This window comes from Mesorhizobium zhangyense (assembly GCF_011045115.1).
GTDB lineage: Bacteria > Pseudomonadota > Alphaproteobacteria > Rhizobiales > Rhizobiaceae > Mesorhizobium_M > Mesorhizobium_M zhangyense.
The window spans coordinates 68735-93199 of sequence record NZ_JAAKZG010000009.1; the positions used below are offsets into that span (position 1 = coordinate 68735).

Consider the following 24465-nt stretch of genomic DNA (forward strand, 5'->3'; position numbering starts at 1 on the left):
TCAGACATGCACGCTGCCGTGTGACAGTTCGCCGGGGCGAACGGTTGGGCGCAGGCTGGCATAGGCGATCCAGGCATAAAATGCCGCGACGAGCGCAATGATGATCCAGCCGGGGACAGGTCCCAAAGCGGCATTGCGCACGATTTCTCCCAGCGAGGTCGCCGTATCGTGGCTGATGCCAAAATCCTGCAGTTTCGGCGAGGAAATCTTTAGGATCCACGCCAGCAGCAGGAGCAGGAACATCCACGAATAGTTTCGCTGCAGCCGTCGCGACACGGCTGCGTTGAGGCTCAGCATGAATTTAGGCTCGCGCAGGTCGCTGCCCAGTATCTTTGCCCAATCATTGTCGATCGAGCCCGAGCCGCTAAACAGCGGCGCGAAATAGTTGCGTTCGATCAGGCGCACGCGGTTTCGGTACACATCGAAGAAGCGATAGCGCCGCGCCTCGATCACGAGCAGCAGAAGCATGAGCAGCATGGCGAAAAGCAGCACGCCATGGTGCGAGGCCGAGGTTGATAGCGACAGTGAAAGCATCGCTGCGGCGGCGGTGATGGCCCAGTTGCTGGTGCGGTCTATGCGGTCGCGCCAGCCGGCCATGCGGGCGATTTCGGCGCGATGGTAATGAGCCAGAACGGTGATGAATTCGGTCGAGGTCGCCGGCATTGGCGGAACGGCAAACCCGCTGATGAATTCCTCGCTCAGTTGCTGTTGCTTGACGCTTTCCATGGTCTCCTCCCACAGGCAAAGCCGCGCCGTGGAAGTATACGCCAGTCCGTTCGTTGCGTCCGGGAGAAACGGCGAAAAGCCTAGAGTGAGATGATGTTTCCTCGAAGCGTCATCTCACTCCAGGATATTATTTTGAGGCATGATCTTGTCCGAAAAGTCTGCAACTTTTCGGGATCATGCTCTAAATTTCCAAGCGCTTGTAATTGGCGATGTCAGCGCGGATTCCGAGCCGGGACATCATTTCGTGGCGGTCGAAGCCGGTCTCGGCATGGAGCCTGGTCACGGCAGCGGTCACGCGCTCGACGACGTCGGGTGTCTCCCATTCAACCATCGTCACGAAGTTGAATTCTCCCGGACCGGACTGCTGTTCCAGGATGATGTCGTTTACGAAACCATCCTGCTTTCGCAGCAAAGCGTGCGTTGCCGCTACCCTGGCGAGGAACTCGTCGCGGCCTGCCTGCGGAACCGCAAACTTGTCGACGCGGTAGAACGGTCTGCTCTCAAGGAAATTTCTGTCTTCAACCATTTGATTTTCCTTTCTAAATTTCTGGGGAATTCAAAACAGCCGGGCGATCGCCATGCAGATGACGGTCAGCACGAGAAGCCGCGCCGCGATGCGCTCGCCCTTGGCCATTCGGACACGAAGCACCGCTTCATCTTCGCCATTGGCGCCCGCGAGCTTGCGGCGGGCAGGGTCGACCATGGCGCCGAGTACCCCTGCGGCGGCGAGCGCTGCGACGATGCCGAGCGCCAGAACCTGCTCCATCGAGCCGAAATAAGCGCCGTGGAAGAAGTACCAGAGCAAGGCGCCGGTCAGCATGGCGACGCTCCCATTTGCGGGCCGAAGAATCTTTCCACCCTGATCTCGGGATCGCGCGCGAGCGTGTAAGTCGTGCCGGCCCAGAAGACGCCGGCCATGACATGCAGGCCGAGAGTGACGATGTAGACATATTGCATGACGAACTCCTCGTTTCGTTCCCCGCGCACCATCAGATTCGAAAATTGATAGATATCGAATGATTAGAAGTCAATCATTATGCATCAGGAAAATTCATGCTATCGTCGGCTCATGCCTCCATCCTTTCGCCCTCCCATCGGTCTCACGCTCCATCGGACATCGCGCCAGGCAAGCCGGGCTTTTGACGAAGCGCTGGGGGAGGTTGGGGGCAGCCTGCCGGTCTGGCTGACCTTGCTGACCATGAAGACGCACAAGAGCGCTAACCAGCGCGAACTTGCCGCGGCGATCGGCATTCAGGGCGCGACGCTGACGCATCATCTGAACGGGATGGAAACGGACGGGCTGCTCACGCGCCGCCGCGATCCCGGCAACCGGCGGGTTCATCTGGTTGAACTGACGGCTGCGGGTGAGGCCGCATTCCTGCGCCTGCGCGAGGCGGCGGTGGCCTTCGACAAGAAATTGCGCGCCGGTTTCTCGGATGACGAGATCGCTGCCTTGGAACAGGCGCTGGCAAAGCTGGGCGCCAATGTCGGAGAGCGGGCTTGATTCTGTCAGCCCATAGCCTTCGCCAGCACCGAAAAGACGCGAGCATCCTGGCACTGCGAAACGTTGAAGCGCAGGAAGCCTTTGGCCGATTGCGACAGGCTGAAAGCGTTGCCCGGTGCGAGCACAACATTGTCGGCTAGTGCGCGCTTCGCAATTTCGGCGGCATCGAGGCCCTCGGGCAGGCTGCACCATAACATCATGCCGGCACGGGGCTCGATCCATGGCGTCAGGCCGAGCGCTTTCAGGCGCAAGGTGGTTTCGCCCATGGCCCGGGCAAGGCGCTCGCGCAGCCCGTCGAGATGCTTCCTGTAGCTTCCGTCCCTGAGCATGCCGAGAACAAGCTCAGCCGAGAAGGGCGCTCCGCCGAAGGTGGTTGCGATTTTCAGGTCCGCCAGCCCGTCGATCCAGTCGCCGCGTGCCGCGACAAAGCCGCAGCGCACCGAGGCCGATAAGGTCTTGGAGAAGCTGCCGATATGGATGACGCGCTGGAGCCCATCGAATGCAGCAAGCCGGGGCGCGGGTTCCCGCTCGAAGTCGGCAAAGATGTCGTCCTCGATGATGGTAAGGTCATGAAGGTCGGCGAGCTTGAGCAGGCGGTGGGCCGTGACCGGTGACAGCGTTGCACCTGTCGGGTTGTGGATCGCGGAGTTGGTTATGTAGAGCCGCGGGCGATGCTCGGTCAGCGCTTGGGCAAACAGGTCGATGTCCGGACCGTTCGGCGTATAGGGCACGCCCACCACCTTCGCGCGATGCGCGCGCAGCATGGCGTGGAAATTGAAATAGCAGGGATCGTCGACCAGCACCGTGTCGCCGGGCTCGAGCAGGAAACGGCAAATGAGATCGATCGCCTGGGTTCCCGATTCCGTCAGCATGATCTGGCCGGCCGGCGCTTCGATGCCGTGCGCGGCCAGTCGTCGAGACAGAAGCTGGCGCAACGGCGGCAGGCCGAGCGGCGTTCCGTAGTCGGTGAGCATTGCCTGATCCGCGCGGGCGAGCGTGCGAAGCGCGCGGCGGATACCGGCATCGGGCATCCATGAGGCGGGGAGCCAGCCGCAACCCGGCTTGAGAACATGGTCGCCGGCCTCCAGCGACTGGCGCGACACCCAGAGCGGGTCGACGGCACGGTCGAGCCTTGGACCGATTTCGGCAAGTGACAGCGGTATCGGGTGGCCCGCCACATAGAAACCCGCGCCGCGCCGCGACTGGATAATGCCTTCGGCGCTGAGCCGGTCATAGGCTTCGACCACCGTCGATTTGGAAACCTGCATGGTCTCGGCGAAGCTGCGGATGGAGGGCAGTTTCGCCCCGGGAGCGAGCGAGCGGCCCGCAATCCGCTTGCGGATTGCCTGCATGACGCGCTCGACCAGCGTGCTGCCGTCTTCAACGAGAAGGTTATGGACAGTCATCTGTGCTGGCTCCGTCATCAGTACAGTTCGTACGAATTGTACCGCCCTGTCTCTGGAAATACCAGCCGCCACAAACGATACCGCCTGAAAACGGAACAGATGAAATGGAAAAGGTCACGAGCGGCTGGATCAACGGGTTTGTCGGCGTGCTGATCTTCAGCGGATCGCTGCCGGCCACGCGTGCAGCGGTGGCGGATTTCGATCCGGTATTCCTGACCGTTGCGCGGGCGACGATCGCGGCTGTCCTTGCGCTCGCCTTTCTCGTCATCTTCCGCGAAAAGCGGCCCGCGCGCGCCGACCTCGTTTCGTTGGTCGTTGTGGCGCTCGGCGTGGTCGTCGGCTTCCCGCTGCTGACGGCGCTTGCGCTCCAATACGTCGCTGCCGCGCATTCCATCGTCTTCGTTGGCCTGCTGCCACTTGCCACGGCCATTTTCGGCGTTCTGCGCGGGGGTGAAAGGCCGAAGCCGGCGTTCTGGCTGTTTTCCTGCATCGGCAGCGCGCTGGTTGCGGGCTTTGCGCTGATGCAGGGCGTTGAAGCATCGCCAGTCGGCGACAGCCTGATGCTCGGCGCAATCATTGCCTGTGGCCTGGGCTACGCCGAGGGCGCAAAGCTGTCGCGCAGGCTCGGCGGCTGGCAGGTGATTTCCTGGGCGCTCGTGTTGTCGCTTCCCGTCATGATTCCGCTGGCTCTTTATACCCTGCCATCGTCATGGGACGGTATTGGCGGTCAGGCCTGGCTCGGCCTTGGCTACGTGTCGCTGTTCAGCATGCTGGTCGGCTTCATCTTCTGGTATCGTGGTCTGGCGCAGGGCGGCATCGCCGCGGTCGGCCAGTTGCAGCTGCTTCAGCCGTTCTTCGGGCTGGTCCTTGCCGCGACCTTGCTGCATGAGACGGTCGGCTGGTCGATGATTGCGGTCACCGGCGCGGTCGTGCTGTGCGTGGCGGGAGCGAAACGCTTCGCCTGATGCAGTTTGGGGAAGGCTACGCCCTGTTTCCTTGCAAAACCGTCAATTTCGGCTTTTTGGCGCCGCGCGCGATCATCCATTCGCGCGCTGTCTCGTCCGGCATCGGGAAGGCGATGGAATAGCCCTGAACCTGGTCGCAGCCGACGGACAGGAGCGACTTCAGTTCCTCGTCCGTCTCCGCGCCCTCTGCAATAATGGAGATACCGAGGCCGCGGGCGAGTTCGGTAATGGCGCGCACGATCTTGGAGTTGTCACCATTCGCGTCGATGTTCTGGACGAAGCGGCGGTCGATCTTCAGCCGGTCGATCTCGTTCGGATTGACGTGGCTGAGCGAGGCGTAGCCGGTGCCGAAATCGTCCAGCTCGAGGTGGACACCGGCGGAACGGATATGACGCAGCTTGGCGGCTATGCCGGTCTGTTCGTCGTCGAGAATGACGGATTCGACGATTTCCAGCGACAGCTTGTCTGCCGGAAGGCCGGCTTTCTCCAGGGTTTCGAACAGGAAGGCGTCGAAATCGATCTCGCGCAGTTCGGCCCCGGAAACATTGACGGCGAGGCGGCCGAAATCGATGCCGTCGCGATGCCACTCGGCTGCCGCGCCGATGGCCTTGGTGATGACGATGCGCCCGATGGCCACCATCAGTCCTGATTTTTCCGCCGCCGGAATGAACTCACCGGGTGAAACCATGCCGCGTTCCGGGTGCTTCCACCGCACCAGCGCTTCGATGCCGGTGATGCTGTTCTTCGACATCGATATTTGCGGCTGGAAGAACACGTTGAAGGATTCGTCGGCAATCGCCTGCTTGAGGTCGCTTTCGAGCTCGCGGCGGTGCTCCAGTTCGCGCCGCAACTCTTCCGAGAAGAAGGAAACCCCGCCACCGCCGAGCTTCTTGGCCGAATAGAGCGCGAGGTCGGCGTGCACGATCAGGTCTTCGGCGTTGTCGGCGTCGACCGGGTAGACGGCGATGCCAGCGCTAGCGCCCGGATTGATCAGCTTGCCCTGATAGACGATCGGATCGTTGATGCGATCGAGAATGCGCCGGGCAACCATGTTGATGTCTTCGGTCGTGCCCGCGCCGTTCAGCAGCATGACGAACTCATCGCCGCCCAGGCGGGCACAGAGATCGGAAGCGCGGCAGGCATCGCGCATGCGCTGCGCCGTGACCACCAGTACATAGTCGCCCGCGGCATGGCCGAGCGTATCGTTGATCTGCTTGAAGCGGTCGAGATCGAGCTGCACCACGGCAAGGCGCTCGCTGCGCCGGTGCGCGCCTTTTATCAGTGCGTCGAAATGATCGGTCAGGAAAGTGCGATTGTGCAGGCCGGTCAATCCGTCATGCACGGCGATGAAGGCCATGGAATTGCGCGCGTCGACCAGCTCAAGCGTCCTGCGGCGGATCATGTTCGACATCGGCTGGAAGATGAACAGCGCCACCATGATGATCACGCCGATGATGGCGTAGTACAGCATGCGATGGAGATCGAGCAGGCTGGTGAGGCGCTGGTTGGCGAAGGCTTCGATGCGGTCGCCAAGCGCACTGTAACCGGCCAGCGTCGCACTTGCCACCGTCTCGTCCAGCGAGGCGCGCCCGGTGTCCAGCTTGTATTGAACGACACCGCCGCCCATGCCGAGCTGGGACTCAAAGGCCGAGATGAAGCGCCAGCCATTGGCGGCAAGGCCGGTCGAAAAGAAGTCGAGATGATAAGGTTTCGCAAAAAGCACGCTTTCGATCGTGTTGGGGTCGAGGCGTGCTTCGGATGTAGCGCTTGCACCCGTCCGCTCAAGAAGGAGATCGTAATTCTGCTCGAATTCGGTCGTTGCCTCCCTCAGTGCTTTGACCAGCGCGGGCTGCTGGTCGCGCGCGGCGCTGTTGACCGTGCTTGCGAGGAAGACGACACGCTGCGAGAGGGCTTTCTGGGTGTTTGCGAGTATCAGCAAACTCTGGTCGCGTTGCTGGGAGGCCATCATCTGCTGCAGCATGATGAACGACGCCGTCGCCATCGCCGCGATGATGAGCAGCGCGACCCAGTACGCGCCCTTGATAAGCAGGATAAGCCGGTCAGAACCGGCATTGATCTGCGGCTGCGACATGTCCCGGATAGCCCCTTAAACCCGCGATGTCAGTTGTGCGGTGGGATCATCCGCACAAAAAAGTTAACGACTGGACAAGTCGTTGTGAAAGTTTTCATTTATTCACACAAAATACCGCGAAAGGCAGAGATTTTTTTGCGATCGGCGATCGCATTTGGTAGATGGGGCATCAAAAGCTTTTGCCCTTGCAAGCGTTCTGCGGTAGAGTAATATTTCAAGCTTCAAATAAATCTGGGAAACGCCATGAACGTCGAAAAAAAGGTGGGGAGCGCGGCCTCCTTCGTTTGGAATGATCCTTTCCTTCTGGAGGATCAGCTGACCGAGGACGAACGCATGATCCGCGACGCGGCAGCAGCCTTTGCCGTCGACAAGCTCGCGTCGCGCATCGAAGACGCCTATCTCAATGAGAAGACGGACCCGGCGATTTTCCGCGAAATGGGTGATGCGGGCCTGCTCGGCATCACCATCCCGGAAGAATATGGCGGCCTCGGCGCAGGCTACGTCACCTACGGGCTGGTTGCGCGCGAGGTCGAGCGCGTCGACAGCGGCTACCGCTCGATGATGAGCGTGCAGTCGTCGCTGGTCATGTATCCGATCCATGCCTACGGCTCGGAGGAACAGCGCAAGAAGTACCTGCCCAAGCTCGCCTCGGGCGAGTGGATCGGCTGCTTCGGCCTGACCGAGCCGGACGCCGGTTCCGATCCGGGCGGCATGAAGACCCGTGCTGAGAAGACGGCCAACGGCTATAAGATTTCCGGCTCGAAGATGTGGATTTCCAACGCGCCCATCGCCGACGTGTTCGTCGTCTGGGCGAAGTCGGCCGCCCATGACAACCAGATCCGCGGCTTTGTGCTGGAAAAGGGCATGAAGGGCCTGTCGGCGCCGAAGATCGACGGCAAGCTGTCGCTGCGCGCCTCAATCACCGGCGAAATCGTCATGGAAGGCGTCGAAGTCGGCGAAGACGCGCTGCTGCCGAATGTATCGGGCTTGAAAGGTCCGTTCGGCTGCCTCAACCGCGCCCGCTACGGCATTTCCTGGGGTGCGATGGGTGCTGCCGAAGATTGCTGGCACCGCGCGCGGCAATATGGCCTCGACCGCAAGCAGTTCGGCAAGCCGCTGGCGCAGACGCAGCTGTTCCAGAAGAAGCTTGCCGACATGCAGACCGAAATCGCGCTCGGCCTTCAGGCTTCGCTCCGCGTTGGCCGGCTGATGGACGAGCACAAGTTTGCACCGGAGATGATTTCCATCGTCAAGCGCAACAATTGCGGCAAGGCGCTGGATATCGCCCGGCAGGCTCGCGACATGCATGGCGGCAACGGCATCCAGATCGGCTACCACATCATGCGCCACGCGCAGAACCTGGAGACGGTCAACACCTATGAAGGCACGCACGACGTCCACGCGCTGATCCTCGGAAGGGCGCAGACGGGCTTGCAGGCGTTCTTCTGAGAGTTTGAGAAAACAGCCGGGCTAGCGTCTTTCCGGCTCTGGTCGAGCCGCCCCTCATCCCCTGCCGGGACCTTCTCCTCGTAAGAACGGGGAGAAGGAGGCTGGCTGCGACGTTGACGGCTCCCTCTCCCCGTTCTTACGGGGAGAGGTTAAGGGTGAGGGGCTGTTTCCAGCAGACCTGAAACGATCTAGTTGCCCAACTGAATTTTGATCATCAGGCAATACAGGCGAAGATCGGTTCGCCAAGTGCTCCTACATCGACTTCGACCCCAAGCCCCGGACCATCGGGCAAAGTCATCGCGCCACCCGAGATCCTGAAATCGGCCCGCGCATTGGCAACCGTCACCCAGTTGTGAAAATCGACGGTGTGCTGCCTGAGCCCCTCCGGTGTCGACAGCAGCAGGCCGGAATAGGCGGCCGTATCGATCTGCGCGCCGCCGGTGTCCTCGATCGTGATCTTGAGGTTTTTCGCGATGGCGATATCGCGCAGCAGTTTCGCCTTGGTCAGCCCGCCGACGCGGGCGAGTTTTATAGTGATGCCGTCGACCAGCCCGTCCGCAATTGCCCGCAGCAGCACATCGGCGCTGTCTATCGTCTCGTCCAGCACCAACGGGCGCTCGCAGGCACGGCGAATGGCGAGGTTCTCGTCGTAGCTCGCGCAGGGCTGCTCCAGCGCGTAGTCGATGTCGCGGGTCGCCATGAGGAAGCGGCGGGTCTCGGCGGTGCCCCAACTGCCATTGGCATCGCAAAAGAGCACCGTGCCGGCCGGAACCGCGCCGCGAACCGCTTCCAGCCGCGCAATATCCTCGTCCACCTCGAGGCCGACCTTGACCTGAAGGCGGTGATAGCCCTCGGCAATGTATTTTCGCGCCCGCGCCGCCATGGCGTCCGGCGCTTCCTGCGCCAGCGAGCGATAGAGAGGCAGGCTTGAACCTTCCGCCCCGCCGGTCATTGATGCGAGTGACAGGCCACTACGCCGCCCGGCCAGATCCCACAGCGCCATGTCGATCGCCGACTTCGCGTAGGGATGGCCTTTCAGGAGCAAATCCATACGCCGGTTCAGCGCCTCGATGCCTGTGGCGTCGTGGCCGAGCAAAGTGGGTGCAAGCTCGCGCATCGCCGCGCGTGCGCCTTCGGCGAAGGCCGGATCATAAAAACTGCCGAGCGGCGCCATTTCGCCATAGCCGACAAAACCGTCGCGCGAACTGATCTCGACAATCGTCGAATCGAAACCCTCCGCGCTGCGTCCGCCCGAGCAGCGATAGGTGCCGTCGCGAAAGGGCTGCCATTGACGGTAGAGGCGGATGCTTGAGATGGCTGTTGCCGGCGGCATGCGTTTCCCTGCGTGCTGGAGGTGAGTTTGCACACAGTAGCCTCGACGGCACCCGCCTGACGCGAAGGATGCGCCGGATAACCAAGTCGCTTTTGTGATAACGGCCTCTCTCGCCGTGACGCGAGCTACTTCGTCGTCGCCTGGAACTTGCTCATCAGATACGGCCCGGAACGCACCGGCGCGTATTTCGGCGCTTCACCGGGCGCGAGACACTGTTCCAGGCAGATGATCTCGGCATCCCAGTTGGGCTGGTGGAAGAAGGCCAGCGACTGGCGTCGCGCCATGCCGCCATCTTCGGGTGAGGGGTTGACCACGCGGTGCATGGTCGAGACCCAGCGGTCGTTCGTCCACAGCGCCATCAGGTCGCCGATATTGATGACGAAGGCGCCCGGCACCGGCGGCACGGGCGTCCAGTTGCCGTCGGGCGTGATGAGTTCGAGGCCCCTGGACCCTGCCTGCGGCAGCAGGATGGTGAGGCTGCCATAGTCGGTATGTGCGCCGGCGCGAAGCTGGCCGGGTTTTGGCGGCACGGTCTGTTCCGGATAGTTCAGCGCGCGTAGTGCGCTGATCGGGGCATCGATGAAGGCATCGAAATAGTCTTCTGGCAGTTTGAGGCTGACTGCGAACAGCCGCATGATGCGGGCGGCGAGATCTTCAAGCGCGGCGTAATAAGCCTTCCATGCCGGCACGAAGCCGTCCGGCGTATCGGGCCAGATCGTCGGCGCATAGCAGAAGGCGAGCGCCTGTTCGTCGGTCATGCCGGCCGGCACGCTCAGCGGCCCACCATTGAAACTTTCCTTGAGATCGGGCGGGCTGTCGACATCGCGCGATTTTGCCAGCGCCTCCAGTTCCGGACCGAGATAGCCGTATGGATAACCCTTGTAGCACGCTCTCGCTTTCTGTTTTTCGTCCTGCGACAGATCGAAGAAATCATGCGCCTTGCCCCACACGGCATCGATGACCTGTTGCGGCACGCCATGGTTGGCGATGGCCAGAAACCCCGTCGAGCGGCAGATCGCGTCGACCTCGGCACCAAACCGCTGGCGCTCTTCCGCGTCCGCTTTTTCGAAACGACCGAGATCGAAGACGGGAAACTGCGCGGCCATGATGAACTCCAGATCTGAACTGACGCGCGATCCTAGCCAGCCGCCAAACCGGCTTCCAGAGCAGGTTGATGGATTCTATTGGACGAATGCCTGCCTGCGGTCGTATTTCCGATAGAACGGAGACACGCCCGACGGCAGAGTCGGTTCATGAAACGAGGCGACCCGGCATGAGCAAGACATTCCTTTCCCACCTCGAAACCGAGATTTTCGGGCTCAAATCGGCCGGGCTGTACAAATCCGAGCGCGTGATCACTTCGCCGCAATCGGCCGAGATCGCGGTCGGCGGCAAGAAGCTGCTGAATTTCTGCGCCAACAACTATCTCGGCCTGGCCGACAGCACGGAGCTGCGCAACGCCGCCAAGGCCGCACTCGACCGCTACGGCTACGGCATGGCCTCGGTGCGCTTCATCTGCGGCACGCAGGAGGAGCATAAGGAGCTTGAGGCGAAGATTTCCGGCTTCCTCGGCATGGAGGACACGATCCTCTATTCCTCCTGCTTCGATGCCAATGGCGGGCTGTTCGAGACCCTGCTGGGTGAAGAAGACGCCATTATCTCCGATGCGCTCAACCATGCCTCGATCATCGATGGCGTGCGGCTCTCCAAGGCAAAACGCTTCCGCTATGCCAACAACGATATGGCAGCCCTCGAGGAAGAGCTGAAGAAGGCCGAAGGCAGCCGCTTCAAGCTCATCGCCACCGACGGCGTCTTTTCGATGGATGGCATCATCGCCAATTTGAAGGGCGTCTGCGATCTTGCCGAGAAATACGGTGCGATGGTGATGGTAGATGACAGCCACGCCGTCGGCTTCGTCGGTAAGCACGGGCGCGGCTCGGCCGAACATTGCGGCGTCGAGGGCAGGGTGGACATCATCACCGGCACGCTCGGCAAGGCGCTCGGCGGCGCTTCGGGCGGCTACACCTCGGGTAAGGCGGTGGTGGTGGACTGGCTACGCCAGCGCTCGCGGCCCTATCTGTTTTCCAACACGCTGGCGCCTTCGATTGCCGGCGGCTCGATCAAGGTGCTGGAATTGGTCGCGAATGGCGGGGCGTTGCGCGAAAAACTCTATGCCAATGCCGCGCGCTTCCGCGCCGGCATGTCGAAGCTCGGCTTCACGCTCGCGGGTGCGGATCACCCGATCATCCCGGTGATGCTGGGCGATGCCACGCTTGCGCAGGAGATGGCGCAAAGGCTGCTCGACCATGGCATCTATGTCATCGGCTTTTCCTTCCCCGTCGTACCGAAGGGCCAGGCGCGCATCCGCACCCAGATGTCAGCGGCGCATTCATTGGAGGATATAGATCGGGCGGTTGAGGCTTTTGGCGCGGTTGGACGCGAATTGGGCGTTATTTCCTGAGCAAGACTCTTTCTGAAAACGATTCTGGATCAAGAGATTCGAGGAACAAGATCATGTCCAACATGATGCGCGCACTGGTGAAGGCCAAGGCCGAGCCCGGTATCTGGATGGAAGAGGTTTCGGTGCCGGAGATCGGGCCCAACGATGTGCTGATCAAGGTCCGCAAGTCGGCGATCTGCGGCACCGACGTCCACATCTACAATTGGGACCAGTGGGCGCAGAAGACGGTGCCTGTCCCGATGGTGACCGGCCATGAGTTTGTCGGCGAGGTGGTCGATTTCGGCGCGGCGGTGAAAGATTACAAGGTCGGGCAGCGCGTCTCGGGCGAGGGGCACATTGTCTGCGGCCATTGCCGCAACTGCCGGGCGGGCAGGGGGCATCTGTGCCGCAACACGCAGGGCGTCGGTGTCAACCGTCCGGGCTCATTTGCCGAATATCTGGCGATCCCGCAGCACAATGTCGTGCCGATCCCCGATGACGTTCCGGACGAAATCGCCGCGATCTTCGATCCGCTCGGCAATGCCGTGCATACCGCACTGTCATTCGATCTGGTTGGCGAGGATGTGTTGGTGACCGGCGCGGGGCCGATCGGCATCATGGGCGCGCTGGTGGCGCAATGCGTCGGCGCGCGAAAAGTCGTCATCACCGACATCAACCCGGTGCGTCTCGAGCTTGCCCGGAAACTCGGCGTGCATCATGTGGTCGATGCCTCGAAGGAAAAGCTGCGCGACGTCATGCGCGAGGAAGGCATGACCGAGGGTTTTGACATCGGCCTCGAAATGTCGGGCTCGGCGGTCGCCTTCCGCGACATGATCGACACGATGAACAATGGCGGCAAGATCGCCATCCTCGGCATCGCGCCGACCGGCTTCGAGATCGACTGGAACAAGGTCATCTTCAAGATGCTGACCCTGAAGGGCATCTACGGCCGCGAGATGTTCGAAACCTGGTACAAGATGATCGCGCTGGTGCAAGGCCCGCTGGACGTGTCCGGGCTCATCACCCACCGCATCGGCATCGATGACTATCAGCAGGGTTTCGATGCTATGCGCAGCGGCAATTCCGGCAAGGTGGTGATGGACTGGTGAGGGCGGCTGTTATTCGTCCGACAAACCGCCTTCGAGCATGAAAGTTTCCAACCGTTCGAGCCCATACTCGAATTCGGCAAACCGCGCCGCGCCCATGGCCCGGGACAACCGGCGCTCGAATGCTCGCGCCAGCGGCACCATTTCGGCGTAGACGGTCTGGCCCGCCTTCGACAGCGTCAGGTGCTCGACGCGGCGGTCCGTTTCGTCCGGGGTACGCGTCAGCCAGCGCCGGCGTTCAAGTTCGGCGACCGCGCGCGACACCTTGGTCTTGTGCATGGCCGACTGTTCCCCGATCGCCTTTGCCGTCATTGCTCCGTGCTGGCCGAGGCCGGCGAGAACGCGCCATTCGGGGCGGGTAAGACCCAGCCTGTCCTTGTAGATCTTCGCAAATTCGCGGCTGACCAGATCGGCGATATGATAGAGCCGATAGGGCAGGAAACTCTCAAGTTCCAGCTTGTCGTCGAGCATCTTCCAATCACCATTGATAGTTACATTTTCAATGGTTACATCTGTAACCAATTCAGGTCAATCATGGGAGGAAGCCGTGGTCTTTTCCTACATGCCGGGTTTCGGCAACGATTTTGAGACCGAAAGCCTGCCCGGCGCGCTGCCGCAGGGCCGCAATTCACCGCAACGCCCGGCTTACGGGCTTTATGCCGAGCAGCTTTCCGGCTCGCCCTTCACCGCGCCGCGCGGCACCAATGAGCGCTCCTGGCTCTATCGTATCCGGCCGAGCGTGAAGCATACCGGGCGGTTCAAGGCGGCCGATTATCCGCTTTGGAAAAGCGCGCCGAATCTCAGTGACCATGAGCTCGCGCTCGGTCAGTATCGCTGGAACCCGGTGCCGATGCCCAAGGAGCCGACGGACTTCATCGCCGGCATGCACACCATGACGACCGCGGGCGATACGCTTGGCCAGTCCGGCATGGCGGCGCATGTCTATGTCGCCAACCGATCGATGGTCGACGATCATTTCTTCAACGCAGACGGCGAGCTTCTGATCGTGCCGCAGGTCGGCCGGCTGAATTTCGTCACCGAAATGGGGGTGATCGAGCTGAAACCGGGCGAGATCGCCGTCCTGCCGCGCGGGCTGGTCTTCAAGGTCGAACTGGTCGATGCGGAAGTGCGCGGCTATGTCTGCGAGAACTATGGCGCGAAGTTCACCATGCCCGATCGCGGGCCGATCGGCGCCAACTGCCTTGCCAACCCGCGCGACTTCAAGACGCCCTGCGCGTGGTTCGAGGAGAAGGAGACGCCGTGCCGGCTGATCGTCAAATGGTGCGGGTCATTCCACGTCACTGAACTCGACCATTCGCCGCTCGATGTCGTCGCATGGCATGGCAACTACGCGCCCTACAAATATGATCTGGCTACCTTTTCGCCGGTCGGTGCGATCCTGTTCGACCATCCCGATCCGTCGATCTTCACCGTGCTGACTGCGCCCTCGGGCGAGGAGGGCACGGCCAATGTCGACTTCGTCATCTTCCCGCCGCGCTGGCTGGTGGCGGAAGATACGTTCCGTCCGCCCTGGTATCACCGCAACATCATGAGCGAGTTCATGGGGCTGATCCACGGCCAGTATGATGCCAAGGAGGAAGGTTTCGTGCCCGGCGGCATCAGCCTGCATAACATGATGCTGGCCCATGGGCCGGATGCGCCTGGCTTCGAAAAGGCCTCGAAAGTGGAACTGAAGCCGCATAAGCTCGAAGATACCATGGCCTTCATGTTCGAGACGCGCTTTCCCCAGATGCTGACGCGCTACGGTGCCGAACTGCCGACATTGCAGCAGGACTATATCGATTGCTGGAAGGATCTTAGGAAGCGCTTCAACGGCACGCCGGAGGGCGACTGGTCTTGAGTTCGCATAATTCGAATCGCCTGGTTCTGCTCGGCACCAAGGGCGGCCCGGCGATCAGGCCGGGCGGGCCCTGGCCGACATCGTCGCTCCTCGAACTCGGCGGGCGAACCATCGTCGTCGATTGCGCGCTTGGCGTGACGCGAGGCCTGACCAACGCCGGCATCAGCCTGAAGCAGCTCGACCTGATCTTCATCACGCACCTGCATTCCGACCACGTGCTGGAACTCGGACCACTGATCCACACGGCCTGGACGGCCGGACTGGCGACGCCGGTGAAAGTCTTCGGCCCTGCCGGAACCGCCGTTTACTGGCGCGGCTTCCTGCAATCCGTGGCTTTCGACATCGACATTCGCATCGTTGACGAAGGCCGGCCCGACATTCGCGATCTGGTGGCCGTGGTGGAGTTCGGTGAAGGTACTGTGCTGTCCGAGGACGAACTGAGCGTCACGGCACTGCGCGTTGATCATCCGCCGGTGACGGAGTGTTTTGCGCTACGCTTCGAGCATGGCGGCAAACGCGTCGTGTTCTCAGCCGATACCGCCTACTTTCCGCCGCTCGCCGATTTCGCCAAAGGTGCCGATATCCTCGTCCACGAGGCGATGCTGGAGGAGGGCGTCGAGCGGCTGGTGGCGCGCACCGGCAATGGCGCAAGACTGCGCGAGCACCTGATGGCGAGCCACACTCTTGCTGCCGACGCCGGCCGGGTCGCCACGGCCGCAAAGGTCGGACGGCTCGTGCTCAATCATCTCATTCCGGCAGACGATCCGGAGTTCGGCGAGGCCGACTGGATAGCTGCCGTCAGGAAAACATGGACGGGTGGCTTGACGATCGGGCGCGATGGCCTTGTTGTGGAATTGGCGGACACCCGTCCGCATAAAGGGAGGACTGCATGAAACTGGCGACGCTCAAGAACGGTTCGCGGGACGGAAAACTCGTGGTCGTTTCGCGCGACCTGACACGCTACACCGACGCGTCCTTCCTGGTTCCGACCTTGCAGGCAGCACTGGACGACTGGCACCGCATCGCCCCGCATCTCGCGGCGTTGGCGGAATCGCTTGAAACGGGCGCGGTTCCTTCGCAGCGCTTTCATGAGCACGACGCGCATTCGCCGCTGCCGCGCGCCTACCAGTGGGCGGATGGCTCGGCCTATGTCAATCACGTCGAACTGGTGCGCAAGGCGCGTGGTGCCGCGCTGCCGGAAAGTTTCCTGACCGATCCGCTGATGTATCAGGGCGGCTCGGATTCCTTTATCGGGCCGCGCGATCCTATCCTGCTTGCCGACGAGGCCTATGGCGCGGATATGGAAGGCGAAGTGGCCGTCATCATTGGCGACGTGCCTGCGGGTGCGAGCGTCGAGACGGCGCGTGACGCGATCCGCCTCGTTATGCTGGTCAACGACGTCTCCCTGCGTGGGCTGATACCGGACGAACTCGCCAAGGGGTTCGGCTTCTTCCAGTCGAAGCCTTCGTCTGCCTTCTCGCCGGTGGCCGTTACGCCCGACGAATTGGGCGAGGCCTGGGACGGCGGCAAGGTTACCTTGCCACTTCAGGTCGACCTCAACGGCAAGCCGTTCGGCCGCGCCAATGCCGGCGTCGACATGACGTTCGACTTCCCGCAACTGGTTGCCCATGCGGCGAAGACCCGGCCGCTGGTGGCCGGCTCGGTCATCGGTTCGGGCACCGTCTCGAACAAACTCAATGGCGGCCCCGGCAAGCCGGTTTCCGAAGGCGGCGCGGGCTATTCCTGCATTGCTGAAATCCGCATGATCGAGACGATCGCTGGCGGCGCGCCGAAAACGCCTTTCATGCGCTTCGGCGATGCGGTGCGCATCGAGATGAAGGATTCGGATGGCCGCTCGATCTTCGGCGCGATCGAGCAGACAGTGCAGCGTTACGAGGGCTGAGAGACCGTTTCGAAATTCGCTCCGGTGAGTCATATGGTGGTGATTTCGAGAACCGGAGCGCAGCGGACATTGGGTCCGTGAGCACCGGAAGCGCAGAAAACGCCATCAGATGGCCGCCAGAGTAGAATTTCCAGACGGTCTCTGAGAGCACAAGCCTGTTCAGGGAGGAGAGGATGGACCTTCTGAGCCATAACCGCCAGATGGCGCGCAACAACCTCTGGTCCAACGACCGGCTCTATCGGGCGGTGGTCGCGCTTCAACCGGGCGAGTTCGAAGCGCCGCGCATCAGCTTCTTCCCCTCGATCAAGGAGACGCTGAACCACATCTACGCGGTCGATCTGTTCTATTTCGACATGCTCGAAGAGGTGGGCGAGGGGTTGGCGATCTTCGGCCGTCTCACGGATTTCGAAGATGCCGGCAAGCTTGCAGCCGCGCAGGCAGACTTCGATCGCCAGCTCGTCGCCTATTGCGACGCTCTTTCAAGGAGCGATCTTGAGAGGCGGGTGACAACCGACCGGGACGAGGCGGGTCAAATCCCCGAGCGCATCGGCGACCTGCTCTCCCATCTTTTCGTGCACCAGATTCACCATCGCGGCCAGGTGCATGCGATGCTGTCGGGCACCTCTGTCAAGCCGCCGCAACTCGACGAGTTCTTCCTCGATTACGATCTGCGGTTTCGGAAGGAAGAGGTGGAACGGCTGGGATTGCAGCCCAGCCGTTTGGAATAGCTACTCCGCCGCATCCATCTTGATCACGCCGCGGCGGATCTGGTCTTCCTCGATCGACTCGAACAGCGCGCGGAAGTTGCCTTCGCCGAACCCTTCGTCGCCCTTGCGCTGGATGAATTCGAAGAAGATCGGACCGATCACGGTCTTGGAAAAGATCTGCAGCAGGATCTTGGTCATGCCGCCGTCGATCACGCCTTCGCCGTCGATGAGAATGCCGTGGGTTTTCATGCGCTCGATCGGCTCGTCATGGCCGTTCACGCGGTCGAATGACATGTCGTAATAGGTTTCGGGCGGGCCGGGCATGAATTTCAGCCCGTTGCCGGCCAGCCTGTCGGTGGCCTCGTAGATCGCGTCCGTGCCGACGGCGATGTGCTGGATGCCTTCGCCCTTGTATTTGCGCAGATACTCTTCGATCTGGCTCTTGTCGTCGGTGGATTCGTTCAGCGGGATGCGGATCTTGCCGCAGGGCGAGGTAATGGCGCGGCTGATCAGCCCGGTCATCTTGCCGGCAATGTCGAAGAAGTGAATCTGCTTGAAGCCGAACAGCTCGCGGTAGAACGCCCACCATTTGTCCATCTGGCCGCGATAGACGTTGTGGGTGAGGTGGTCGAGATAATAGAAGCCGACGCCCTCGGGCTTCGGGTCGCGCTCGCCGAGCCATTCGAATTCGGCGTCATAGGCCGAGCCTTTTGCACCGTACTTCTCGATGAAATAGAGCAGCGAGCCGCCGATGCCGACGATTGCCGGCGCGTCCAGCGTCTTGTCGTCGCCATCATAGGGCGTCGCGCCCTTGGCGACCGCGTGGTCATAGGCATGCTTTGCATTGACGACCCGCCAGGCCATGGAAGGCGCGCAGGGACCGTGCTTGTCCACGAACTTCATGCCGTAGGAGCCCGGCTCGGCGTTGAGCATGTAGTTGATGTCGCCCTGCCGCCAGATGGTGATGTTCTTCGTCCGGTGACGTGCAACCGGCTTGTAGCCCATGCGCTCGAACAGTTCGGACAGCTTTTCCGGTTCCTGATGGGCGAATTCGACGAACTCGAAACCGTCGGTGCCAGCGGGATTGGCTTCGCTGATCGTGGCGGGCGGTGCGTCGTGCGGGAAGGGACCCATGATTGCCTCCTGTCGGCTCAAGAGCCGGAATCTCAGTGTGGATGCATGATAATCCCGACGCCGTGCATTGTGCTTGCATTCGAGCGCCTGAAATGATGAAAATGTGCGTATATCATGCAAGAAATGGCCAAAACTTATGGATAATACGCGTCTTGATCAATTTGACCGCAAGATACTGGCATTGCTGCAGGCCGATGGCCGGCTCACCAACAATGATCTTTCGGAGCGCGTGAACCTGTCGCCGTCGCAATGTTCCAGGCGGCGTCAAAGGCTGGAGGATGACGGTTTCATCCAAGGCTACCGCGCAGTTCTGGACCGCGACAAGCTCGGCTTTTCGCTGGTCAACGTCATCTCGGTGACGCTGGCCACGCACAACCGCGACAACGCGCAGCGTTTCTCTGATCTGCTTTCAAGGCTTCCCGAGGTACAGGAGGCGCACGCGCTGACCGGCGAGATGGATTACATCCTGAAGGTGGTGACGCCGGATCTGAAATCGCTGGCGGATTTCGTCAACGGCGTGCTTCTGCCGCACGAATCCGTGCAGCATGTGAAAACGGCTATCGTCCTGCAGACTTTGAAGGAGACTTCGGCCCTGCCGCTTTGAAGGCAGGACACGAGAGCCTCAGCCCCGGAACGGCTGGGCGGCCATGAACAGATTGGTCGAGCGCGCGCCCGAGCGGCAATAGGCGAAGACAGGGCCTTCGATCTCATCCAGCGCCTTGGCCATGGCCTCGGCATCCGCCGGCGTCACCGGCTGGCCGCTGATAATCGGTATATGGCGGAACGACAGGCCGGCGGCCTCGACCACCTTGCGGATTTCGGCGGCGGAGGGCTGGCCCGGCTGCTCATCATCAGGGCGGTTGCAGATGACGCTCTTGAAGCCGGCAGCCTTGATCGTGGCGACCTCATCGGCGCTGATCTGTCCCGACACCGAGTAATCGTCGGAAATCTGGCGGTATTCCATCGTTGTCCCTCGTCGAAGCTGGTTTGCACTTAGCATATAGGCTGTGCCGCGGTTCCGCGACACTCCTGCGATTGCAATTTTTCCGGCTGCAACCACCATCCGGTTTCATTCATTCGACCAACCGGAGAAAATCCTTCGAAGACAGCAGGTTGCCACTGAAATCGGATTCAGATTGAGAGCTAGTTTATCTCAAGCAGCCCGGCCGCCCCCATGCCACCGCCGACGCACATGGTGACGACGGCATAGCGCACGCCGCGGCGCTTGCCCTCGATCAGCGCGTGGCCGGCAAGCCGCGCACCGCTCATGCCGTATGGGTGGCCGACCGCGATGGCGCCGCCATCGACATTGAGCTTTTCGGGATCGATGCCGAGCTTGTCGCGGCAGTAGATGACCTGCACCGCAAACGCCTCGTTGAGTTCCCAGAGGCCGATGTCATCGATTTTCAGGCCGTGGCGCTGAAGCAGGCGCGGCACCGCGAAAACCGGGCCGATGCCCATTTCGTCCGGCTCGCAGCCGGCGGCAACGAAGCCGCGCAATGTGCCGAGCGGCGTCAGGCCGCGCCTTTCCGCTTCCTTGCCGCTCATCATCACGCAGGCTGAAGCGCCGTCGGAAAGCTGGCTGGCATTGCCGGCGGTGATGACGTGGCCTTCGCCGCGCACGGGCTTGAGACCGGCCAACCCTTCCGCGGTCGTGTCGGCGCGTGGGCCTTCATCATGGGCAAGCTCGACCTCGCGGTGGGAGACTTCCTTGGTCTTCTTGTCGACCACGGCCATCGTCGTCCTGATCGGTGCAATTTCCTTGTCGAAACGCCCGGCTTCGCGGGCGGCGGCAACGCGGCGCTGGCTTTCCAGCGCATATTCATCCTGCGCCTCGCGCGAAATGCCATAGCGCTTGGCGACGATCTCGGCCGTGTCGATCATTTGCATGTAGATGTCCGGCTTGATCGCCATCAGTTTCTCGTCGATCAGACGGAAATTGTTCATCTTTTCGTTCTGGACGAGGCTGATCGATTCCAGCCCGCCGGCGATGCCTGCAGTGACGCCATCGTTGCGGATAGCATTGGCAAGGACAGCCATCGCCTGAAGCCCGGAGGCACATTGGCGATCGATCGTGGTGCCGGCAACGCTGACCGGCAGGCCAGCGGTCACCAGGGCCCGGCGGGCAATGTTGAGGCCGGTCGTGCCCTGCTGCAAGGCGCAGCCCATCACGACATCTTCGATCTCGCCACCTTCGATCCCGGCACGGGCAAGGGCGGCAGCGATTGCATGGGCGCCCAGCGTGGCGCCCGGCGTGTCGTTGAGTGCGCCGCGATAGGCCTTGCCGATCGGCGTGCGCGCGGTTGATACGATGACGGCGTCTGCCATTTCTTTCTCCTATGCTCTGGGTTGCGCCGATCAAGCGTCGTCGGAAAACTTGCCGGTCTCGGCCGCCCTCTTCAGCAAGGGCGAGGGCTTGAACGCATCGTCGCCATTGCGGGCATACCAATATTCGAGGCGGTCGACGATTTTCGAGATGCCTTCCAGCCCGGCCCAGAACATCGGGCCGCCTTTGCCGATCGGGAAGCCGTAGCCATTGACCCAGACGATATCGATGTCGGATGCACGTGCTGCGATGCCTTCCTCGAGGATTTTCGCGCCCTCATTGATCATCGGATAGAGCGTGCGCTCGTTGATCTCCTCGGCTGAAATCGTCCGGCGCTCGATGCCGAGCTCCTTGGCCTTGCTCTCGATGAGCGCCTTGACTTCCGGGTCGGGGGTCGGCGTGCGCGAGCCGCTTTCGTAGAGATAGACGCCTTTGCCCGTTTTCTGGCCGAAGCGTCCCTGTTCGCAAAGCGCGTCTGCGATGATCGCGGTTTTGCCGGTCGCCTTGCGGTTGCGCCAGCCGATGTCGAGGCCGGCAAGGTCCCACATCTGGAACGGCCCCATAGGCCAGCCGAAATCGGCAAAGACCTTGTCGATCTGTTCCGGAGAAGCGCCTTCGAGCAGCAGATTTTCCATGTCCTGGCCACGCGCGGCAAGCATGCGGTTGCCGACGAAGCCGTGGCAGACGCCGACGACGACCGGCACCTTGGCAATCTTGCGGGCGACGCCCAGCACGGTCGCCAGAACGTCCGGCGCAGTTTGCGCGCCGCGCACGATTTCGAGCAACTTCATGACATTGGCCGGCGAGAAGAAATGCAGGCCGAGGAAGTCCTGCGGCCGGCTGGTGGAGGCCGCGATCTCGTTGACGTCGAGATAGGACGTGTTGGTGGCAAGGATCGCGCCGGGCTTCGCCACCGCATCGATCTTGCCGAACACTTCCTTCTTGACCGACATTTCCTCGAACACGGCCTCGATGATCAGGTCGCAATCGCCAAGGTCGGCGTAGTCCGTGGTCGTGGAGAAGGCGGCAAGGCGCTTGGCCTTGGCTTCTTCCGTCAGCGAACCGCGCGAAACCGAGATCGAATAATTCTTGTCGATCATGCCGAGGCCGCGCTGAAGCGCTTCCTGGCTCATCTCCAGCAATGTTACCGGAATGCCGCCATTGACGAACGCCATGGCGATGCCGCCGCCCATCGTGCCGGCACCGATGACGCCGACGCGCTTGACGTCGCGCGGCTTCACGTCCTTGCCGACGCCCGGTACCTTGGCCGCCTCGCGCTCGGCGAAAAACAGATGCCGCTGGGCGCGCGATTGGTCGCTGGCAATGAGTTTCGTGATGAACTCCCGCTCTCGGGCATAAGCCTCGTCGAAGGGCAGGGTGACGGCGTTGCGGACGGACTGGGCGCAAGCGATCGGCGCCTCAAGCCCGCGCGCCTTCTTGGCGAGTTCGGCCGCCTGGCTATCGAAGGCAGCGAGGTCAGTGCCCTCGATCTTGTCGTTGCGGTCGCGCACGGCCAGCAGTGAGCCGCCCTCTGCCACTTTCTGCCGCGCGAAGGCGACGGCATTGGCGACCAGATCGCCCTCGATGATCGCATCGACAAGTCCGCTTGCCAGCGCATCCTTCGCGCCGATCGGCGTTCCGGACACGATCATAGAGAGTGCTTTCGACGCGCCGACGAGACGCGGCAGGCGGATTGTGCCGCCTCCACCGGGAATAATGCCGAGTTTCACTTCGGGCAGGCCGAGTTTTGCGCCCGCATCGGCAACGCGGAAATGGCAGCCGAGCGCCAGTTCCAGCCCGCCGCCGAGCGCCGTGCCATGAATGGCCGCCACTGTCGGCTTGTCGATGGTTTCAAGGTTTGCGATCAGGTCGCGCAGTTCCGGCTTCTGCATCGGCTTGCCGAATTCGGTGATGTCGGCACCGGCAACGAAGGTGCGCCCGGCACAGGTGATAACGATCGCTGCGACCGAACTATCCTCGCGCAATGCATTGAACGCGGCAAGCAAGGGCTCGCGAACATGAAAGCTCATCGCATTCACCGGCGGATTGTCGATGGTCACGATGGCGATGTCGCCGTCGTGGGCGATGGTCACGGCATTGGTCATGCAAGAAACTCCCTGGTGGCGCAGCAAGCGCCTCATCCTAAAACCGGTCGCGTTTTGCGGGAGTTTTTGCGAGCGCACAAGATGCGTAACCTCCCGCCAGCGACATACTACCGAGTATGTTGAAGACGGGAGGCCCGGTCAATCGCCTTGGGAGGGGCGAAGGCGTAATTCAGCCGGTGGAAGTTTTCAGAGCGCGCTCATGCCGCCCGTGCCCAGCTTGGAAACGGGTCGGGCATGTCGCGCCAACGCCGCGGCTCGAAATCAGTCTCGGGCACGAGGCAAGCATCGAGCTCGGCGCGGATGCGCACCTCATTCATGGGATGGCAGCCGATGAAGACGATCTCCTGCCGGCGGTCGCCCCAGACTGGGTCGAGATAGGGCCTCATGGCGACGTGCCATTCCGGATGGTCCGGCCATTGGTCTTTCGGAACCGACGCCCACCACAGGCCGCGCTTGCCGGTGCGGACCAGCGCTCCGGCCTGGCTGAGTTCGCCAACATGGTGCGGCCGCGTCGCCAGCCAGAAAAAACCTTTGGCGCGGACCACGCCCGGCCAGGAGCGGTTGATGAAGGCCTGCAGCTTGAGTGGGTCGAAGGGCCGGCGCTCGCGATAGACGAAAGACGTGATGCCGTATTCGTCGGTTTCGGGGACATGGTCGCGAAAACCGTTCAGTTCCTTGTACCAGAGCGGATGTTCCTGCGCCTTTTCGAAATCGAAACGCCCGGTATCGAGGATTTTTTCGAGCGGCGCTTTGCCGAAATCCGTTTCGATGATTTCCGCATCCGGATTGAGCGAGCGGATGATACGCTGCGCCATGTTGCGCTCGCCGGGGCGGGCATCGCCGATCTTGTTGAGCACCACGACGTCGGCGAACTCGATCTGCTCGACGAGGAGGTCGACCAGCGCGCGCTCGTCGCCATCGCCTGCCGTTTCGCCGCGGTCGCGCAGGAAGTCGCTGGATGAATAGTCTTTCAGCAGGTTCGCGGCATCAACGACCGTGACCATTGTGTCGAGGCGGGCGACATCGGAAAGGCTGTCGCCGTTCTCATCGCGGAAATCGAAGGTCGAGGCAACAGGCAGCGGCTCGGAGATGCCGGTCGATTCGATCAAGAGATAGTCGAAGCGATTTTGTTCGCTGAGCCGGCGAACTTCCGTCAGCAGGTCATCTCGCAGCGTGCAGCAGATGCAGCCATTGGTCATTTCGACGAGTTGCTCGTCGGTGCGGGAAAGATTGGCGCCGCCGTCGCGGATGATGGCAGCGTCGATATTGACCTCGCTCATGTCGTTGACGATGACCGCCACGCGGCGGCCTTCGCGATTGTTGAGCACGTGATTGAGAAGTGTGGTCTTGCCAGCACCTAGAAAGCCCGAAAGCACAGTGACGGGAAGACGTTTTCGCATGGGTTTTT

At 61.7% G+C, this 24465-nt stretch carries 24 protein-coding genes; 10 read left to right on the plus strand and 14 right to left on the minus strand.

Annotated features, from left to right (window positions below; translation table 11 throughout):
* The 4 genes from G6N74_RS20085 to G6N74_RS30775 all read right to left on the minus strand — a co-directional run bounded on the left by G6N74_RS20085 (position 1) and on the right by G6N74_RS30775 (position 1683).
* Positions 1-726, minus strand: coding sequence for a DUF2270 domain-containing protein (locus tag G6N74_RS20085; RefSeq protein WP_165119802.1), 726 nt, complete (start codon positions 724-726; stop codon positions 1-3).
* A 181-nt stretch (positions 727-907) separates the two neighbouring features.
* Positions 908-1252: an antibiotic biosynthesis monooxygenase family protein gene (locus G6N74_RS20090; protein WP_165119803.1), complete on the minus strand. Its 345-nt coding sequence runs from the start codon at positions 1250-1252 to the stop codon at positions 908-910.
* A gap of 30 nt (positions 1253-1282) precedes the next feature.
* Positions 1283-1546 (minus strand): hypothetical protein, encoded by a 264-nt coding sequence (locus G6N74_RS20095; protein ID WP_246245831.1) that lies wholly within the window; start codon positions 1544-1546, stop codon positions 1283-1285.
* Positions 1540-1683: a hypothetical protein gene (locus G6N74_RS30775; protein ID WP_246245832.1), complete on the minus strand. Its 144-nt coding sequence runs from the start codon at positions 1681-1683 to the stop codon at positions 1540-1542. Before G6N74_RS30775 ends, G6N74_RS20095 begins: the two co-directional genes overlap by 7 nt.
* A gap of 112 nt (positions 1684-1795) precedes the next feature.
* On the opposite strand from G6N74_RS30775, the gene G6N74_RS20100 reads away from it, so the two are divergent.
* Positions 1796-2230 carry a MarR family winged helix-turn-helix transcriptional regulator gene (locus G6N74_RS20100; protein ID WP_165119804.1) on the plus strand — a complete coding sequence of 145 codons (435 nt, stop codon included), beginning with the start codon at positions 1796-1798 and terminating at the stop codon, positions 2228-2230.
* A 5-nt stretch (positions 2231-2235) separates the two neighbouring features.
* Here G6N74_RS20100 and G6N74_RS20105 read toward each other — a convergent pair whose 3' ends face one another.
* Complete coding sequence (locus tag G6N74_RS20105) at positions 2236-3636, minus strand: aminotransferase-like domain-containing protein (RefSeq protein WP_165119805.1); 1401 nt, start codon at positions 3634-3636, stop codon at positions 2236-2238.
* A gap of 104 nt (positions 3637-3740) precedes the next feature.
* Here G6N74_RS20105 and G6N74_RS20110 point away from each other — a divergent pair, with 104 nt between their 5' ends.
* Complete coding sequence (locus tag G6N74_RS20110) at positions 3741-4601, plus strand: DMT family transporter (RefSeq protein WP_165119806.1); 861 nt, start codon at positions 3741-3743, stop codon at positions 4599-4601.
* A 16-nt stretch (positions 4602-4617) separates the two neighbouring features.
* On the opposite strand, the gene G6N74_RS20115 is transcribed toward G6N74_RS20110, so the two are convergent.
* A complete protein-coding gene (locus G6N74_RS20115) occupies positions 4618-6693 on the minus strand; it encodes a putative bifunctional diguanylate cyclase/phosphodiesterase (protein WP_165119807.1) in 2076 nt (691 codons plus the stop codon).
* A 243-nt stretch (positions 6694-6936) separates the two neighbouring features.
* Between G6N74_RS20115 and G6N74_RS20120 the strand changes: the two genes are divergently transcribed.
* Positions 6937-8142: an acyl-CoA dehydrogenase gene (locus tag G6N74_RS20120; RefSeq protein WP_165119808.1), complete on the plus strand. Its 1206-nt coding sequence runs from the start codon at positions 6937-6939 to the stop codon at positions 8140-8142.
* Between the two features lie 214 nt (positions 8143-8356).
* Here G6N74_RS20120 and G6N74_RS20125 read toward each other — a convergent pair whose 3' ends face one another.
* Entirely contained in the window at positions 8357-9475 is a 1119-nt protein-coding gene (locus tag G6N74_RS20125; RefSeq protein ID WP_165119809.1) for a mandelate racemase/muconate lactonizing enzyme family protein, read from the minus strand.
* A 125-nt stretch (positions 9476-9600) separates the two neighbouring features.
* Positions 9601-10581, minus strand: coding sequence for an isopenicillin N synthase family dioxygenase (locus G6N74_RS20130; RefSeq protein ID WP_165119810.1), 981 nt, complete (start codon positions 10579-10581; stop codon positions 9601-9603).
* Between the two features lie 167 nt (positions 10582-10748).
* Between G6N74_RS20130 and G6N74_RS20135 the strand changes: the two genes are divergently transcribed.
* On the plus strand, positions 10749-11936 hold the full coding sequence (locus tag G6N74_RS20135; protein WP_165119811.1) for a glycine C-acetyltransferase: 1188 nt from the start codon (positions 10749-10751) through the stop codon (positions 11934-11936).
* A 53-nt stretch (positions 11937-11989) separates the two neighbouring features.
* On the plus strand, positions 11990-13024 hold the full coding sequence (tdh, locus tag G6N74_RS20140; RefSeq protein ID WP_165119812.1) for an L-threonine 3-dehydrogenase: 1035 nt from the start codon (positions 11990-11992) through the stop codon (positions 13022-13024).
* A 9-nt stretch (positions 13025-13033) separates the two neighbouring features.
* Here tdh and G6N74_RS20145 read toward each other — a convergent pair whose 3' ends face one another.
* Positions 13034-13492 carry a MarR family winged helix-turn-helix transcriptional regulator gene (locus tag G6N74_RS20145; protein WP_165119813.1) on the minus strand — a complete coding sequence of 153 codons (459 nt, stop codon included), beginning with the start codon at positions 13490-13492 and terminating at the stop codon, positions 13034-13036.
* Positions 13493-13568: 76 nt separating this feature from the next.
* Here G6N74_RS20145 and hmgA point away from each other — a divergent pair, with 76 nt between their 5' ends.
* The 4 genes from hmgA to G6N74_RS20165 all read left to right on the plus strand — a co-directional run bounded on the left by hmgA (position 13569) and on the right by G6N74_RS20165 (position 17513).
* The gene (gene hmgA, locus G6N74_RS20150; protein ID WP_165119814.1) at positions 13569-14882 is read left to right on the plus strand and encodes a homogentisate 1,2-dioxygenase; all 1314 of its coding nucleotides are present in this window, start codon (positions 13569-13571) and stop codon (positions 14880-14882) included.
* Positions 14879-15775: an MBL fold metallo-hydrolase gene (locus G6N74_RS20155; protein ID WP_376767731.1), complete on the plus strand. Its 897-nt coding sequence runs from the start codon at positions 14879-14881 to the stop codon at positions 15773-15775. The genes hmgA and G6N74_RS20155 overlap by 4 nt, the downstream gene beginning before the upstream one ends.
* Positions 15772-16785, plus strand: coding sequence for a fumarylacetoacetate hydrolase family protein (locus tag G6N74_RS20160; RefSeq protein ID WP_165119815.1), 1014 nt, complete (start codon positions 15772-15774; stop codon positions 16783-16785). Before G6N74_RS20155 ends, G6N74_RS20160 begins: the two co-directional genes overlap by 4 nt.
* A gap of 173 nt (positions 16786-16958) precedes the next feature.
* Positions 16959-17513: a DinB family protein gene (locus G6N74_RS20165; RefSeq protein ID WP_165119816.1), complete on the plus strand. Its 555-nt coding sequence runs from the start codon at positions 16959-16961 to the stop codon at positions 17511-17513.
* Here the strand turns inward: G6N74_RS20165 and hppD are convergent, their stop codons facing one another.
* Positions 17514-18626, minus strand: coding sequence for a 4-hydroxyphenylpyruvate dioxygenase (hppD, locus tag G6N74_RS20170; RefSeq protein ID WP_165119817.1), 1113 nt, complete (start codon positions 18624-18626; stop codon positions 17514-17516).
* Between the two features lie 136 nt (positions 18627-18762).
* On the opposite strand from hppD, the gene G6N74_RS20175 reads away from it, so the two are divergent.
* A complete protein-coding gene (locus G6N74_RS20175; protein WP_165119818.1) occupies positions 18763-19230 on the plus strand; it encodes an Lrp/AsnC family transcriptional regulator in 468 nt (155 codons plus the stop codon).
* Positions 19231-19248: 18 nt separating this feature from the next.
* Here G6N74_RS20175 and G6N74_RS20180 read toward each other — a convergent pair whose 3' ends face one another.
* The 4 genes from G6N74_RS20180 to zigA all read right to left on the minus strand — a co-directional run bounded on the left by G6N74_RS20180 (position 19249) and on the right by zigA (position 24457).
* Positions 19249-19590: a protein tyrosine phosphatase family protein gene (locus tag G6N74_RS20180; protein WP_165119819.1), complete on the minus strand. Its 342-nt coding sequence runs from the start codon at positions 19588-19590 to the stop codon at positions 19249-19251.
* A 179-nt stretch (positions 19591-19769) separates the two neighbouring features.
* Positions 19770-20954, minus strand: a complete 1185-nt coding sequence (locus tag G6N74_RS20185) for an acetyl-CoA C-acyltransferase (RefSeq protein ID WP_165119820.1) — start codon at positions 20952-20954, stop codon at positions 19770-19772.
* A gap of 30 nt (positions 20955-20984) precedes the next feature.
* On the minus strand, positions 20985-23057 hold the full coding sequence (locus tag G6N74_RS20190) for a 3-hydroxyacyl-CoA dehydrogenase NAD-binding domain-containing protein (RefSeq protein WP_165119821.1): 2073 nt from the start codon (positions 23055-23057) through the stop codon (positions 20985-20987).
* Between the two features lie 197 nt (positions 23058-23254).
* The gene (gene zigA / locus G6N74_RS20195) at positions 23255-24457 is read right to left on the minus strand and encodes a zinc metallochaperone GTPase ZigA (RefSeq protein WP_165119911.1); all 1203 of its coding nucleotides are present in this window, start codon (positions 24455-24457) and stop codon (positions 23255-23257) included.
* Positions 24458-24465: the final 8 nt, after the last annotated feature.

Bases quoted from the DNA above. Each gene is read 5' to 3' on its own strand.
- G6N74_RS20085 (WP_165119802.1), bottom strand. From the start codon at position 726: ATGGAAAGCGTCAAGCAACAGCAACTGAGCGAGGAATTCATCAGCGGG.
- G6N74_RS20090 (WP_165119803.1), bottom strand. From the start codon at position 1,252: ATGGTTGAAGACAGAAATTTCCTTGAGAGCAGACCGTTCTACCGCGTC.
- G6N74_RS20095 (WP_246245831.1), bottom strand. From the start codon at position 1,546: ATGCTGACCGGCGCCTTGCTCTGGTACTTCTTCCACGGCGCTTATTTC.
- G6N74_RS30775 (WP_246245832.1), bottom strand. From the start codon at position 1,683: ATGCAATATGTCTACATCGTCACTCTCGGCCTGCATGTCATGGCCGGC.
- G6N74_RS20100 (WP_165119804.1), top strand. From the start codon at position 1,796: ATGCCTCCATCCTTTCGCCCTCCCATCGGTCTCACGCTCCATCGGACA.
- G6N74_RS20105 (WP_165119805.1), bottom strand. From the start codon at position 3,636: ATGACTGTCCATAACCTTCTCGTTGAAGACGGCAGCACGCTGGTCGAG.
- G6N74_RS20110 (WP_165119806.1), top strand. From the start codon at position 3,741: ATGGAAAAGGTCACGAGCGGCTGGATCAACGGGTTTGTCGGCGTGCTG.
- G6N74_RS20115 (WP_165119807.1), bottom strand. From the start codon at position 6,693: ATGTCGCAGCCGCAGATCAATGCCGGTTCTGACCGGCTTATCCTGCTT.
- G6N74_RS20120 (WP_165119808.1), top strand. From the start codon at position 6,937: ATGAACGTCGAAAAAAAGGTGGGGAGCGCGGCCTCCTTCGTTTGGAAT.
- G6N74_RS20125 (WP_165119809.1), bottom strand. From the start codon at position 9,475: ATGCCGCCGGCAACAGCCATCTCAAGCATCCGCCTCTACCGTCAATGG.
- G6N74_RS20130 (WP_165119810.1), bottom strand. From the start codon at position 10,581: ATGGCCGCGCAGTTTCCCGTCTTCGATCTCGGTCGTTTCGAAAAAGCG.
- G6N74_RS20135 (WP_165119811.1), top strand. From the start codon at position 10,749: ATGAGCAAGACATTCCTTTCCCACCTCGAAACCGAGATTTTCGGGCTC.
- tdh (WP_165119812.1), top strand. From the start codon at position 11,990: ATGTCCAACATGATGCGCGCACTGGTGAAGGCCAAGGCCGAGCCCGGT.
- G6N74_RS20145 (WP_165119813.1), bottom strand. From the start codon at position 13,492: ATGCTCGACGACAAGCTGGAACTTGAGAGTTTCCTGCCCTATCGGCTC.
- G6N74_RS20160 (WP_165119815.1), top strand. From the start codon at position 15,772: ATGAAACTGGCGACGCTCAAGAACGGTTCGCGGGACGGAAAACTCGTG.
- G6N74_RS20165 (WP_165119816.1), top strand. From the start codon at position 16,959: ATGGACCTTCTGAGCCATAACCGCCAGATGGCGCGCAACAACCTCTGG.
- hppD (WP_165119817.1), bottom strand. From the start codon at position 18,626: ATGGGTCCCTTCCCGCACGACGCACCGCCCGCCACGATCAGCGAAGCC.
- G6N74_RS20175 (WP_165119818.1), top strand. From the start codon at position 18,763: ATGGATAATACGCGTCTTGATCAATTTGACCGCAAGATACTGGCATTG.
- G6N74_RS20180 (WP_165119819.1), bottom strand. From the start codon at position 19,590: ATGGAATACCGCCAGATTTCCGACGATTACTCGGTGTCGGGACAGATC.
- G6N74_RS20185 (WP_165119820.1), bottom strand. From the start codon at position 20,954: ATGGCAGACGCCGTCATCGTATCAACCGCGCGCACGCCGATCGGCAAG.
- G6N74_RS20190 (WP_165119821.1), bottom strand. From the start codon at position 23,057: ATGACCAATGCCGTGACCATCGCCCACGACGGCGACATCGCCATCGTG.
- zigA (WP_165119911.1), bottom strand. From the start codon at position 24,457: ATGCGAAAACGTCTTCCCGTCACTGTGCTTTCGGGCTTTCTAGGTGCT.